The sequence below is a fragment of the Ferdinandcohnia jepli genome (assembly GCF_047246645.1).
Lineage (GTDB): Bacteria > Bacillota > Bacilli > Bacillales > Bacillaceae_L > Ferdinandcohnia.
Map to the genome: position 1 here is coordinate 106,646 of NZ_JBFOKR010000012.1, position 13,778 is coordinate 120,423.

Sequence of the window (13,778 nt, forward strand, 5' to 3'; positions counted from 1 at the left end):
TGATGCGGGCTTACTTTATTTATCCAATTATTCATTAACCTCATTCATAATGGATTGTAAATCATTCTGAAATTGTTCTAGTTGAGTTTTTTGATGTTCTGAAGCAACCTCAAGTGCATTTTCAATTTGTTGGTACGCTTCATTCACTTCATTTTTCAACCGCTTTAAGTGAACACCATAATCTGGATCATCTTTAACAATATTTTCATAAACATCTCTAGCCTGCTCAGTTCCTTGTTGCGCAGCCTGAAAGGCTTGTTGCTTGTTTTTGTGATAAGGCATTATGTCATCTCCCTCTAGGATGAATTTCAATAATAGCTTACCTTTTTTCCATAAAATCATTCAGTCACTTTTCGCATAAAAAAGTGGAAAAACATTATCCTAATACATATAAGGGGGGATAAGAGATGGGAGAAAAAAATACATTTAAAGACATTCGAGCAAACGGCGGCCAAAATGAAGGTAACCAACCTCAACCATTAAGCGGCTCAAAAAAAGTAAAAAATCGTAATCATACAAGACAAAAGAATAACTCTGGACATGATATGTAAAAGGAACACAAAAAGCCGCAAAGGCGGCTTTTTCATCCTATATTCCACACACATTAATCTATATCAATAGCTTTGAAAGCTTCTACTACTACTTTTATTTCCGATATAGTAATAGTACGGAAATCCAGAAGTACCTTTTCGTTTTTAACTCTGGCAATTACCGGAGTAGAGTATGTTCTTAACTGTTTTGAAATTTCTTCAGCACTCTTTGTTTTATGTGTTAAAACGACTACATACGTTGGGATTTCAACTCCAGGCATAGTTCCACCACCAATGGTAGAAGCATCTTCCATTATGCTAGAATCAAAATTAGTAGTAATTTCATGTAAATCATTTTTAAATCGAGAGCATCTTTCATAGATTTCTTCTTTACTTAGAAGAATATCCCTTATCGTTGGAATTTCATAAACATTATCACCTAAATAAGAAAGCAGAGTCGATTCAAGTGCAGCATAAGTCATTTTATCTACACGCAGCACACGTGCTAACTGGTGTTTTTTCAAACGAGAAATTAGTTCTTTTTTTCCTGCAATTATTCCCGCTTGTGGACCTCCTAGAAGTTTATCTCCACTAAATGAGACTATATCCACTCCTTGGTCTAACACTTGTTTTACAGTTGGCTCATCGCCAATCCCATGCTCCTTAAATTTGTAAAGAACACCACTACCTAGATCTTCATAAATAATGATATCTTCTTTATATTTACGTAGAGATAAAAGTTCAGATATTTCAACAGTTTTCGTAAAGCCGATTGTTTTGAAATTACTAGTATGTACCTTAAGTATCATAGAGGTATGTTCAGAAATAGCTTGTTCATAGTCCCACAGGTGTGTTTTGTTTGTCGTACCTACTTCAACTAATCTGGCACCACTTTCTTCCATGATTTCAGATACACGAAACGAACCGCCTATCTCAACCAATTGACCGCGCGACACTACAACTTCCTTGTTTTCCGCAAGTCCGCGTAATATTAAAAATACAGCAGCAGCATTATTATTGACGACCATTGCCGCTTCTGCACCTGTTAATCGCTTAATGGTCTCTTCTAGAATAGAATGGCGTGAACCCCTTTCCCCTTTAGCTAAATCATATTCAAGATTTGAATAACCCTGTGCAACCTTATTGACATGCCTTACAGCATCTTCACTTAGTCTAGCCCGTCCAAGATTTGTATGTAGAACTGTGCCAGTACCATTTATGGTAGTCTTTAAATAAAGGTCTGTTGCATCTTTTACGTGTGAGTTTAGCATACGGAAGATATATTCTATAAACTCCTGTTTTGTATGCATACTCTCTTCCCAATTATTTTCTAAAATTTGCTTTCGAATTTTATCAATTATACCTCGTAATATCCTTGTAACCTCATCTTCCCTTATTCCATAATTGGTTTCAATTTCTCGAAAGTTCTTATGGTTTTGCAACTCATGTATAGCAGGGAGATACCGAACATCATCCTTCATAACAGTTTCCTCCAACGCTCCTATTTAGCTTTTATTCTGACATGAATGCATTAGATTTTCAAATAAGTTTGTTCGGTTTGTCCTAACACGAATTAATAATTTTTGAATATCCTGAATATAGAAATTAATGGAGGTCTATGCAAATGAATAATTTTGATAATCCCAAGCCATTACCAATAGAAGGTTTAGAGGATTGGATGAGACAATTTTTTGATGACCCTTTTACAAGTCCGCTTGATTCGTATCAATTTAGAGTTGATTTATTTGAAACACAAGATGAGTATATTGTTGAGGCTGAATTAACAGGTTATCTTCCGAACCAAATCAATCTCAAGTTAAAAAATGATACAATCAATATTCAGATTTTAGAGAGCAGCGAACCTCCTACAAATAAAGTAATAGCGGAAAGAATTGTTACTCTACCTTTCGATTTAGAGAAGATGAAAATAAAAGCTCTATTTCGAAATGAAATACTAGAGATTTTTATTAATAAACATACTAAACGAAGTAAAAAGAAAAAGCATATAAAGATAAAAGTCCTGTAATTCTATACAGGACTTTCTTCTCGTATTATTAGTTTAGCCTACATGAAACTTCATTTTATTTAGTAACTGGTAATGTGGTAATTGTTGTGCCTGGAAAGTAGAATTGGACAATTTCTTTATAGTTCTTTCCTTGCTCGCCCATTCGGCTTGCGCCCCACTGACTCATACCAACTCCATGTCCATACCCTCTACCTTTCATTGTATATTTAGTACCGTCATCCTCGAGTGATTCAATATAATAACTCTTAAAAATACTGCCACCAATCATTGGACGAATTCTGTTTAAATTGACATTATCCAGGTTAATCGTTCCAAGGAGAATTGTGTCATCCAGTAATCTTTGTAAAAATTCAACTTCAATTGAGCCTTTCATAGAACGATCAGAACTAAATCTATCGTTTGATAACTCAAATTTCGGGATAGATAAAATAACAATATCTCCCGGGTAGCCTTGTCTATTAATTGACTTCTTCATAATAGATGTAATCTCTGAATCCTTTTCCTTTAATAGTTCCCATGATTCATCTATATTGAAGTCTATTTTGGTTAAATCAATTTGTGATTTTTTAAGGGTGAATTCCCAAGGATGTACAGGATCGTATGGATCGTCTTTTATTGGATAGAATGATCTTGAATCCCCGCCCCATACATTCGTGTTGTTCTCTGTTTTCCCACCATTACTAGCAGAGTAGAATGCATCAATTAATTTATTTTTATACGTAATCACCTGGCCTTTTGTATCTTCAACAGCCTTGGTTGTACGAGCATTCCATGCGTATCCACCGTATACCTGATAAAAGGTTGTATCATCCATATCTTCCTTAAGATGACTAACAGCATAAGTCCGAGCAGCTAACGCTTGTGCTTTTAATGCTTCGATATGCCAAGACGGAAATACTTCAAGTGGTACAACTCCCTTTAAATAATCCTCTAATGGAAGTTGATTTACAGGACGTATGTGATGCTTATTTTCTAGTTGAAACTCCATTGCACCTAAGTAAGGACGTTCATTTAAAGTAACTTTATTCTTTTCACTATAATCTCTGGGAACTAATAGAAATGGTTCGTCTACCCTTTGCTTTACCCCGCCACCTTTGATGTATAGCGTTCCATTCTTTACCGTTAAACAATAGTTCACTCCTTCTTCTAGTATTAAGGTAGGGTCAAGTGTAAAATAGTCACCAGAAAAGTAAAAATCTACTTTGTTTGTTTCACCTATGAAGTTTTCAAGGCGAACACGAACCAAGTTCTCTGCATTACCAGTACCTACATTCATTCCAAATACAAATATCATTGCAAATAACAGTATTTTTTTCATACTTATAGATTTCCCTTGAAAGAGCTGGATATGTGTGAAAATAGGATATCTATTCAACAGTATTTTTGTAGCACTATATTCTATAATAAAAATTAGAGATTCTCCAAACTAAACTAGTTCAAAACACATACAAAGTAAGGTATAATAAAGCATTGAGGTGACAATATATGCAGCAGTTAACTGGATGGTTTTTATGGTTTATCCTAATATGGGTAGTATTTTTCATAACAATGCTGGGAATTGGCGGCTTCTTTATGTTCCGCAAATTCTTAAAAAAACTTCCTAAAGAAGATGGTAAATCTGAATTAGATTGGCAGGATTATTACATAGAAAAAACTCGTCATTTATGGCCTGACGAAGAAAAGAAATTGCTGGAAGACCTAGTGAAACCTGTCCCAGAACTTTTCCGGGACGTTGCTAGACAGAAAATCGCAGGGAAAATAGGGGAACTAGCTCTACAGGAGAAAGCAAAAACAATTTCACAAGACCTTGTCGTAAAAGGATATATAGTCGCTACTCCTAAGCGCGACCATAAATTTTTGTTAAAAACATTACATGAAAAACAAATTGATATAGCGCCTTATAAGGAATTATTTTAAAAAACCTGAATAATGTAATACTAATACATTTTGTAATAAAAAAACTCGGCTACAAACAACACTCTTCTTCGTTAGATGTTGTTTATGTACCGAGTTTTTTATTAATTCCCATTAACTAATGTAGCGGCGAGTCTTTTATATTTAACAAACATTGCAATTCTCCACGGAACAATCATTCCGAAGGCAAGTATCCAAAACATACCACTAAGCTCCCCAATGTCTATAGTAGTGCTTAATATTGATTTTAAAATAATCCGAAAAGCCAATAAACCAATTAATATATACATAAATGCTTTTGATCTTTTTAGATAAATATCATTTCCTTTTATCTCAAACGATGACGTTTTAATTAATAATAATGAAAATAACATACCTACTGTAATTGCCTCGACAATTTCTAAGGGTGTTACCCGAAACATCGGATGCACAAACATTAAGGCACCCGTACTCATAAAAATCGGAGGTAAAATAATTTTCTTTATAGAGGCGGGTCTTTGAGAAGACTTTGAACGTAAAAATGTAACAAATATCGCCATAATAATAGCGACTATAGATGAAGCGATTGCCAAACGAATCAATCCTTTTTCATAAGCTAATTAACTACTTCGATAGTAACATAAAAAAACCATTTAAGAAATCACCTCTTAAATGGTTTTATTCTTACCGTTGTACTCTATTTATTGCATCAATTACCTTGCTGTCATCGAACGGCTTTACAATATAATCCTTTGCACCTGCGGAGATAGCTTCAACAACCATCTTTTGTTGTCCCATTGCGGAACACATAATTACTTTTGCTTGTGGATCACTCTCTTTTATTGCTTTTAGAGCATCTAAACCATTCATCTCCGGCATTGTAACATCCATCGTTACGATATCTGGTTTTAACTCATTGAATTTCTGTACTGCTTCTTTTCCATTTTCAGCCTCAGCAATCACTTCATGATTTGCTTTAACCAATATATTTTTTAAGGTCAATCTCATAAATTTCGCATCATCTACTATTAGAATTCTTGCCACTTTTGAAACCTCCTTAATCTATGAACAGTACCTTCTTGTCTCTACTGTTCAATTGTTGCACAATCTAGGATTAGAAAGGTATTCAACACCTACCTATTCTTCCCATTTCACCTTACCATTATAGCTTCCTCCCTGTGTGAGGAATAAAACTAATAATGCTATATTATATATTCGATTAAAAACCTGTAAATCCTCCAAATAATGCAGAAGCATAAGCAATTATTTTTGTCATCCAGTCAAAATACAAAATAACCCCCATGATAATCATGGCGTAACCACCGATTTTAACAATTTTCATGCTATTTCTACGGATCCATTGTAAACGTCCAATGAAAAATGAAAGAATTAAGAATGGGATAGAGAACCCTAAGGAATATGCAATCATGTATAGCATGCCTGATTCAGGATTTGATCCCGCTAGTGCTATGACCGACATTAAAATTGGACCTGTACACGGTGTCCAACCTGCAGCAAAAGCCATACCAATAAAAATTGAACCTATATATCCAGCTGGACGATTCTTAAATTCAAATTTACGGTCTTTCATTAAAAGTTTCGGTTTTAATAAACCAACTACAATTAATCCAAAGAAAATGATTAGTATGGCACCAAGCTGCCGTATTAAATCTTGATACTCACTAAATAATTTCCCAATAAAAGAAGTACCGAAACCTAACATTACAAAGATACTTGAAAAACCAATTAAAAAGAATATTGTATGTAGAATGCTTCTTTTTTGTAGCATAGCATTATCCTGTTTTAATTCACTTACCGAAACTCCCGTTATATAAGATAAAAAAGCTGGATATAACGGCAGACAACAAGGTGAGATAAACGATAAGAAACCTGCACCTAAAGCCAATAGAATATTTACATCTGTCATACAAACAGCCCCTAATGTAATTGTTACTTCTAATTCTAGCAAAGATACTATCGATAGCATAATCTTTTGTTTGACAGTTTTGTGTCATTACTACTATGGAAACCTTGTATATTTTTCCATATCCATTCCACTTCCCATTTAATTGCCATTATATGTTATACTATCAATTACCGATTTAAATATAAAAGCGCAAGCACCTTTAAAAAAAGGAACATCGACTAAATAGCCGCCACGTCCTGTGGCGAACGTCGATGTCAGCACATCCTGTGCAAGTCCGACAAGCGCTGGCCGACTAATGTCGCCACGTCTCCTGTGGCAACGTCGGCACTAGCACGTCCTGTGCGTCGGAACCCTGACGAGGAGGCTATAGCCGCCGCTGGAGGGGTGAAGCGACCTCGAGGGGCTAGGTGCTGGAGCTGGACTTGATAACCCTAACATAAGTTATCAAAAATAGAAATATTATTATTACCTATTACAACATAAAGAAAGGACAAGGTCCTCGTGTCAAATGATCAACTACTAGTTTTGATTGAACAAAAGCGAGCAGAACTTATCGAAATTGTTTTTAAACATGGTCTAAACGCTACTCCAACGATAAAAATCAGTCAAGATTTGGACGACCTTCTTAATCAATATAATATTGCTGGAAAATCAGTCAGAAGCCTCTCAAATTCATGAGAGGCTTCTTTTAAGGGAATTATCATTACATTACCGCATTTTGTACTTTTTCCACACTTCCATTCTGAAGTAAAAACATTTTATAATACAAACCTTGTTGCGCCAACAATTCCTGATGTGTTCCCCTCTCGACAATCTCACCCTGGTGAAGCACTAAGATCAAATCGGCATCTTGTATAGTTGACAAACGGTGTGCAATTGCAATTGTTGTTCGACCCTTTCTCATTCTTTCAAGTGCCTCTTGGATTGCTTCCTCTGTTTCTGTATCAATGTTTGCAGTTGCCTCGTCTAATACAAGAATTTTAGGGTTTGTTACAATTGTACGTGCGAAGGCTAATAATTGTCTTTGCCCACTTGAGAAAGTAGCTCCCCTTTCAACAACCTTATGATCATATCCGTCATCTAGTTTTCTTATAAATGAATCAGCTTGAACAAACTTTGCAGCATCTTCTATTTCTCGGTCAGTAATAGTTGGGTCGTTTAAACGTAAATTATCCTTAATCGATCCAACAAATAGGAAAGGGTCCTGTAAAACCAACCCAATATTATTTCTCAATTGTTGATCTTTGAAAGTCTTAATTGATTTTCCATCTAGTAAAATATCACCACGCTCAATTGAATAAAAACGTAATAACAAATTTATAATTGAACTTTTACCGCTACCTGTGTGACCAACCAACGCCACTGTTTCACCTTTTTTAGCAGAGAACGAGATGTTTTTTAATACATCACGTTTCCCATCATATGAAAAACTGACATTTTTAAACTCGATTTCACCTTTTTCGATAATTGGATTCTCATTTCCAATTCCTTGTGGTGCTAATTCGTCATTATCCAGTAGGTCAAATACCCTTTGTGACGCAACAACAGCTTGTTGTAGAATTGAAAGTCTCATCATCATGTTATTAACCGGTTCAAAAAATCTCTCTAAGTAGTTTACAAAGGCGTATAATACTCCAATTTCGATTGGGCTTTCCATCGCAGAAATACCAAAAAAGCTAAGTACTAAAATAATCGTTAAGACATACAGAAAATCAATTGCTGGTCGTAGTAAAAGTCCATCAAGCTTAATATTTTTCACACCCGCTTGATAGTGTGCTTCATTAATTTCTTCAAACTCTTTGCGTAACCTTTTCTCCTGTCGAAATACTTGAATAATTGCCATTCCTTGCAAAGATTCATTTAACTTGGCATTTAACTGGCTAATTCTTTCTCTCATATCATGATAATACCTGGAACTAAAGCGACGATAAGTTTGCATTAATATAAAAATTAACGGAATTAATACTAAGCAGAAGAGTGCTAGATTCACATTTAAGTAGAACATAGCAATGAATATTCCAACTAAAAAGACGCCATTTTGAACAAATGTTGCAATTACTTCTACAAACATATCCTTTATCGCCTCTGTATCATTTGTGACTCTAGAAACGATACTTCCAGCGGGAGTTTTGTCAAAGTATTTTAAGCCTAGCTTTTGTACTTTTGAGAACACTTCTATTCTCATTTCTCGTATAATCTTCAGGGCAATCTCCTGAAACTTAACTAGTTGAAAATACTGAAGAATAACCTTCGTAAAATGAATAATGAGATACGTACCACCTAGGATCATTAAAGGCTGTAAAGGCAAATGTCTAGGTGTTAAATAATCATCAATAAAGATTTTTATTAAGATTGGCCCGAGTATATCTGCTAACGTTGCAATAAGTAATAATGTAAATGCAAAGGAGAATTCCTTAATATGAGACTTCGTATAGGAAAGTAGTCTTACTAAAACACGTCTTTGTTCTTTTTTTATGTTCTTTTCCATGTCTACCCTCCGTGTTCAACGAGTGATTCAAGCTGTTGACGATGATACATATCACGGTACCAGCCTTCTAGATTCATAAGTTCATCATGTGTACCATGTTGCAAAATTTTTCCGTCATCAATAACGAGAATATGATTGGCGTGCTGAATAGCGCTCAACCGGTGTGATGTGATAATCGTTGTTTTCCCTTCTCGATTTTCACGTAAGGACCTTAAGATAGCTTCCTCTGTTTTGGCATCAACAGCTGATAACGAATCATCTAAAATTAATATTTCCGGGTTAACTAGCAAAGCTCTTGCTATTGAAATTCGTTGTTTTTGGCCTCCGGATAAGGAAACACCACGTTCTCCAACTATAGTTTCATAACCATCAGTAAATTGGAGGATATCTTCATGGATATTTGCTAGTTTTGCTGCCCCTATAATTTCACTCATAGTAGCGTCTGGTTTGGCAAACGCAATATTATCAGCAACTGTTGCTGAAAAAAGAAAATGATCTTGCGGTACGTATCCAATTCCTTTTCTCAAAGACTCTAATTTATAATCCTTTATGTTCTTTTTCCCAATTGAAATAGTCCCTTCATACCCTTCAAACTCTCGGAAAAGTAATTTCAATAGTGTAGTCTTTCCTACTCCTGTTTTCCCTACAATTCCAAGTGTTTCTCCACGTGAAAGTTGGAACCTTATATTTTGTAAAACTCGCGTTTTTTCTCCTGGATAGGAAAAATGAGAGATGGCATATGTAATATCTCCCACTGGGGTAATTTCAACAGCACCTGCATTATCTTTAATATCAATCTGCTCTGATAATAGCTTCGTAACACGATCATTAGATGCTCTACCGCGTTCCACAATATTAAACAACCAGCCAAAGGCTAATAGTGGCCAAATCAACAATCCTAAATATGTAGTAAAAGAAACTAAATCACCTAAGGTCATTTCACCCGAAATCACGAAACGAGATCCAAATACGATAGCTAAGAAGAAGGAAAAGCCTACAATAAGTGAGATTGTCGGATCATATAATGCATCGACTTTAGCTACAGCTAAATTTTTTGTTACAACATCATCAGACTGCTTTCGAAATGACTCTATATCTTCTTCCTCTTGTCCAAATGTTTTTATTACCTTTATACCACTAACACTTTCTTGTACTTTTTCATTTAGACTTGAAAAAGCTTCCTGTGCTTTGTGAAACCTTTTATGTAATAAAGACCCATAGTAATTTGTTGATAGTGCCATAAATGGTAATGGAATTAAACAAATCAAGGTTAACTTCCAATTTATTGTGAAAGCCATTGTGAGAAGAACTAATCCTCCAGTTGCAAGAGAATCTACTAAAGTTAATACCCCTGAACCAGCAGTTTGCTGAATTGCCTGCAAGTCATTTGTCGAGTGCGCCATAAGGTCCCCGATTCTTTTATTTTGATAGAATGCCTGGGACATCTTTGTAAAATGCTCAAATAAGCGATTACGTAATAATCTAGCTAACTTTACAGACGAGCCAAAAATCATAATCCTCCAAAAAAAACGAAGTACATAAGTCATAGATGCTGTTAACAAGAGTAGCCCCAACCATTTAAATAAAACTTCCCTTGAAAGCGTTCCTTGCTCGATAAAGTCAACCATCATTCCAATAACCTTTGGTGGCACAAGCTCCAATAAAGCTACAAGCAACAGCAGAAATATACCAGTAAGATATGATTTCCTTTCCTGTTTAAAAAACCACATTAAATCTGCAAAAATCTTCATTATTATCCCCCGCCAAACTATATAAGTGCCTAACTAGTTTACCAAAATTATAAAATTCTGGAAAGATGAAAAAGTCTATCAATTTATCTCAAAGAAAAAAGCACCCCATAGAGAGTGCCTGTCCGATCTTATTGCTTATCCATTTGGCCGTTCATTGCTTTTAGCATTTGATTGATCTTCTTTTGAGATGGTTTCATACCCATTTGCATCATCATAACTTTTAGCATTTGCTCATTGATCGGTGGATTTTTCTTTAAGTAGCTCATCATGTATTTACGTGCTAGAAAAAATCCTAGCGCAACACCAGCAAGTAAAGCTACCACAATAAGTAGAATGGCTAACCACGTTTGCATAATACTTCCTCCTTCATGTTGTCTACATTACAGTGTACTAAACCCTAAGTTATTATACAATATTTGTTTTATGATTTCATAGCTATTTTTAAATAAACTTTCGCTCTCTAATTGGATTTAACCAACCGTATTTATTTGACTTAAAATCCATCGCTAAAAAACACCGGTCAAATTTTCGTAATATTTCAAAGAAAGCAGTTTCCGCTTCATAACTTCCGGAAGATTCTAAATGTATATATTGATTATGTATTGTAAGCTTTGCATAGCTCGTAAATTCATTCCATTCGAGTGTATGTTTATTACTATCTACCTTGTAGGAAGAGTAGCGGGATAGATTCGATTCAATTGTTTGTTGAATACGCAATGCCGGTATTGATTTAGTTATAAAGTCAATCTGCTTTGATAAGGTTTCTTTTCTATTTGATTTTGCTTGATTATGATCTTGAAATAAATGATAGATTAGTGATTCTCGACCGAAGTAGTGTGCTGCAAATTCTTCTTCAATTAAGTATATGTGATAGTCTCTCATACTCTTTCCTCCTATATCTACCTATTAGTAGGGCTTGTACCCAACTGCTCAACGTTAAAAATAGTATAGAGGAAAGTGCATACTTTTTTTGTCTTAATCCGGAGAAAGAGACGTCTTTTTTTGTCGAAAGGCTTTTATATTGAGTAAAGTAATGTTTTTGTCCAATGAAGCTTTCCTCCAAGTAATATAAAAAGTGTGAATTCAATTACGAATTCACACTCTTTTCAAGAAATGAATAACTAACTATTTCCCTAAAAGTCCCTTCACACGTTTTACAACATTTTCAACTGAGAAACCATATTCTTTCATAACAATCTCCCCGGGAGCAGATGCACCAAATTGTGTGATACCAAGAACCTCACCTTCGTCTCCAGTATAACGCTCCCATCCTAAAGGAAAAGCCATTTCAATCGCGAGACGTTTCTTAACGCTTTTCGGGATAACTGAATCCTTGTATTCCTTAGGTTGAGCTTCAAATCGGTCCCAAGAAGGCATACTGACTACTGATACATCAATGTTTTCGTTTGCTAGTACTGTCTGCGCTTCTACTGCAAGACTTACTTCAGATCCAGTCGCTAACAATAATGCGTCCGGTTGATTTGATTTTGCAGGCGAAATAACATATGCACCTTTTTGTACTCCCTCATAGGCATTTTCAGAAGTTCCAGCAATTGTAGGCAAATTTTGTCTAGTTAGAACCAGAGCTGTTGGAACCTTCGTTGATTCCAATGCTGTTCTCCAAGCAGCAGCTGTTTCGTTCCCATCCGCAGGACGAATTACCGATAAATTAGGCATTGCTCGTAACGCAGGTAATTGTTCAACAGGTTCATGCGTAGGTCCATCTTCTCCAACAGCAATACTATCATGAGTAAACACATATGTTACAGGTAGTTTCATGAGTGCAGCTAATCGGATTGCCGGCCTTAAATAATCTGAGAATACAAAGAATGTACCTCCAAATATTTTTACTCCTCCATGAAGCGCCATTCCATTTAGAGCAGCACCCATCGCAAACTCCCTAACACCAAACCAGATATTTCTTCCACTATAATCATCAGGAGTATAATCTGGAGAACCTGTAATCATTGTTTTGTTAGAACCAGCTAAGTCAGCAGAACCCCCTATGAATTGAGGGACACTTTTTGCAATGGCATTTAGCACTTCACCAGAAGAAGCACGTGTAGCTAGACTCTTACCTTCTTCATATACAGGTAATGTCTTTTCCCAGCCTTCCGGAAGGCTACCACTGATTGCCAATTCTAGTTGTTTTCCTAACTCTGGATATTTTTCTTTGTATTGATCAAATAATTGACTCCACTCATTTTCTTTTTGTTGACCCGCTTTCTTTATGACTTCATCAAAGTGAGCATACACTTCTTGAGGTACATAAAAGTCCTCTTCGAACGTCCAATTATACGCCTCTTTAGTAAGTTTTAACTCATCTGCTCCTAACGGTTCACCATGCGCCTTAGATTTTCCTGCACGATTAGGAGAACCATAGCCAATCGTAGTCTTAATTTCAATCATTGTTGGACGATTTAAATCACTTTTGGCTTCTTGGATCGCTTGGTCTATAGCATTTACATCATTCCCATCCTCAACAAGAATATATTGCCAGCCATACGATTTATAACGCTGTTCAATTGACTCAGAGAATGAACGATCTAAATCTCCATCAAGCGAAATATCATTTGAGTCGTACAACACAATTAATCGACCGAGCTTCAAATGTCCAGCAAGTGAAGAAGCCTCACCTGATATACCTTCCATTAAGTCCCCATCACCACAAATTGCATATGTATAGTGGTTAACTAACTCAAAAGAATCTTTATTATAAGTAGATGCTAAATGTCTTTCAGCCATCGCCATTCCTACTGCCATAGATATACCTTGGCCAAGTGGGCCTGTTGTTGCATCTACACCTGAAGTATGCCCAAACTCTGGGTGTCCTGGAGTCCGACTTCCCCATTGACGAAATTGCTTAAGGTCTTCTAACGTGAGGTCATACCCAGATAAATGAAGCATGCTATATAAGAGGGCTGAACCATGACCAGCAGATAATACAAAGCGGTCACGATTAAACCAATTTGGATTAGTTGGATTCTGATTCATATGTTTTGTCCAGAGAGCGTATGTCATTGGTGCCGCTCCCATAGGCATGCCCGGATGTCCAGAATTTGCTTTTTCAACAGCATCTATGGACAGTGTACGTATTGACGCAATTGATAAATCAGTTATTGAATGAGTCATTGGTAGTTACATCCTTTCAAAGTATTTCTTA

15 protein-coding genes are annotated in these 13,778 nt (G+C 35.8%); 4 read left to right on the plus strand and 11 right to left on the minus strand.

Translation table 11 applies throughout. The annotated features are described in order from the left end of the window. Nucleotides 1–27: 27 nt before the first annotated feature. Complete coding sequence (locus tag AB3M96_RS14190) at nucleotides 28–282, minus strand: hypothetical protein (RefSeq protein WP_412968282.1); 255 nt, start codon at nucleotides 280–282, stop codon at nucleotides 28–30. Between the two features lie 125 nt (nucleotides 283–407). Between AB3M96_RS14190 and AB3M96_RS14195 the strand changes: the two genes are divergently transcribed. Next, complete coding sequence (locus tag AB3M96_RS14195; RefSeq protein WP_412968283.1) at nucleotides 408–551, plus strand: small acid-soluble spore protein P; 144 nt, start codon at nucleotides 408–410, stop codon at nucleotides 549–551. 53 nt (nucleotides 552–604) lie between these two features. Here the strand turns inward: AB3M96_RS14195 and selA are convergent, their stop codons facing one another. Next, nucleotides 605–2,011, minus strand: a complete 1,407-nt coding sequence (gene selA, locus AB3M96_RS14200) for an L-seryl-tRNA(Sec) selenium transferase (protein WP_412968284.1) — start codon at nucleotides 2,009–2,011, stop codon at nucleotides 605–607. A 143-nt stretch (nucleotides 2,012–2,154) separates the two neighbouring features. Between selA and AB3M96_RS14205 the strand changes: the two genes are divergently transcribed. Further along, the gene (locus AB3M96_RS14205; RefSeq protein ID WP_412968285.1) at nucleotides 2,155–2,556 is read left to right on the plus strand and encodes an Hsp20/alpha crystallin family protein; all 402 of its coding nucleotides are present in this window, start codon (nucleotides 2,155–2,157) and stop codon (nucleotides 2,554–2,556) included. Between the two features lie 55 nt (nucleotides 2,557–2,611). Here AB3M96_RS14205 and AB3M96_RS14210 read toward each other — a convergent pair whose 3' ends face one another. Beyond that, nucleotides 2,612–3,874: a SpoIID/LytB domain-containing protein gene (locus AB3M96_RS14210; RefSeq protein WP_412968286.1), complete on the minus strand. Its 1,263-nt coding sequence runs from the start codon at nucleotides 3,872–3,874 to the stop codon at nucleotides 2,612–2,614. Between the two features lie 167 nt (nucleotides 3,875–4,041). Here AB3M96_RS14210 and AB3M96_RS14215 point away from each other — a divergent pair, with 167 nt between their 5' ends. Then, nucleotides 4,042–4,473, plus strand: a complete 432-nt coding sequence (locus AB3M96_RS14215; RefSeq protein WP_412968287.1) for a DUF2621 domain-containing protein — start codon at nucleotides 4,042–4,044, stop codon at nucleotides 4,471–4,473. A 101-nt stretch (nucleotides 4,474–4,574) separates the two neighbouring features. Here AB3M96_RS14215 and AB3M96_RS14220 read toward each other — a convergent pair whose 3' ends face one another. From AB3M96_RS14220 to AB3M96_RS14230, 3 genes are all read right to left on the minus strand, one after another. After that, nucleotides 4,575–5,048: a CcdC family protein gene (locus tag AB3M96_RS14220; RefSeq protein WP_412968341.1), complete on the minus strand. Its 474-nt coding sequence runs from the start codon at nucleotides 5,046–5,048 to the stop codon at nucleotides 4,575–4,577. An 85-nt stretch (nucleotides 5,049–5,133) separates the two neighbouring features. Beyond that, nucleotides 5,134–5,493, minus strand: a complete 360-nt coding sequence (locus tag AB3M96_RS14225) for a response regulator (RefSeq protein WP_412968288.1) — start codon at nucleotides 5,491–5,493, stop codon at nucleotides 5,134–5,136. 175 nt (nucleotides 5,494–5,668) lie between these two features. After that, complete coding sequence (locus AB3M96_RS14230) at nucleotides 5,669–6,376, minus strand: cytochrome c biogenesis CcdA family protein (protein WP_412968289.1); 708 nt, start codon at nucleotides 6,374–6,376, stop codon at nucleotides 5,669–5,671. Nucleotides 6,377–6,877: 501 nt separating this feature from the next. Between AB3M96_RS14230 and AB3M96_RS14235 the strand changes: the two genes are divergently transcribed. Next, nucleotides 6,878–7,054 carry a Spo0E family sporulation regulatory protein-aspartic acid phosphatase gene (locus AB3M96_RS14235; RefSeq protein WP_412968290.1) on the plus strand — a complete coding sequence of 59 codons (177 nt, stop codon included), beginning with the start codon at nucleotides 6,878–6,880 and terminating at the stop codon, nucleotides 7,052–7,054. A 25-nt stretch (nucleotides 7,055–7,079) separates the two neighbouring features. Here the strand turns inward: AB3M96_RS14235 and AB3M96_RS14240 are convergent, their stop codons facing one another. The 5 genes from AB3M96_RS14240 to tkt form a co-directional block, all read right to left on the minus strand. Continuing rightward, nucleotides 7,080–8,864, minus strand: a complete 1,785-nt coding sequence (locus AB3M96_RS14240; protein WP_412968291.1) for an ABC transporter ATP-binding protein — start codon at nucleotides 8,862–8,864, stop codon at nucleotides 7,080–7,082. A gap of 2 nt (nucleotides 8,865–8,866) precedes the next feature. After that, the gene (locus AB3M96_RS14245) at nucleotides 8,867–10,615 is read right to left on the minus strand and encodes an ABC transporter transmembrane domain-containing protein (protein WP_412968292.1); all 1,749 of its coding nucleotides are present in this window, start codon (nucleotides 10,613–10,615) and stop codon (nucleotides 8,867–8,869) included. 128 nt (nucleotides 10,616–10,743) lie between these two features. Continuing rightward, nucleotides 10,744–10,968, minus strand: coding sequence for a YneF family protein (locus AB3M96_RS14250; RefSeq protein ID WP_412968293.1), 225 nt, complete (start codon nucleotides 10,966–10,968; stop codon nucleotides 10,744–10,746). A gap of 88 nt (nucleotides 10,969–11,056) precedes the next feature. Further along, nucleotides 11,057–11,497 carry a sporulation inhibitor of replication protein SirA gene (gene sirA, locus AB3M96_RS14255; RefSeq protein ID WP_412968294.1) on the minus strand — a complete coding sequence of 147 codons (441 nt, stop codon included), beginning with the start codon at nucleotides 11,495–11,497 and terminating at the stop codon, nucleotides 11,057–11,059. A 243-nt stretch (nucleotides 11,498–11,740) separates the two neighbouring features. Further along, nucleotides 11,741–13,747, minus strand: coding sequence for a transketolase (gene tkt / locus AB3M96_RS14260; protein WP_412968295.1), 2,007 nt, complete (start codon nucleotides 13,745–13,747; stop codon nucleotides 11,741–11,743). Between the last annotated feature and the right edge of the window lie 31 nt (nucleotides 13,748–13,778).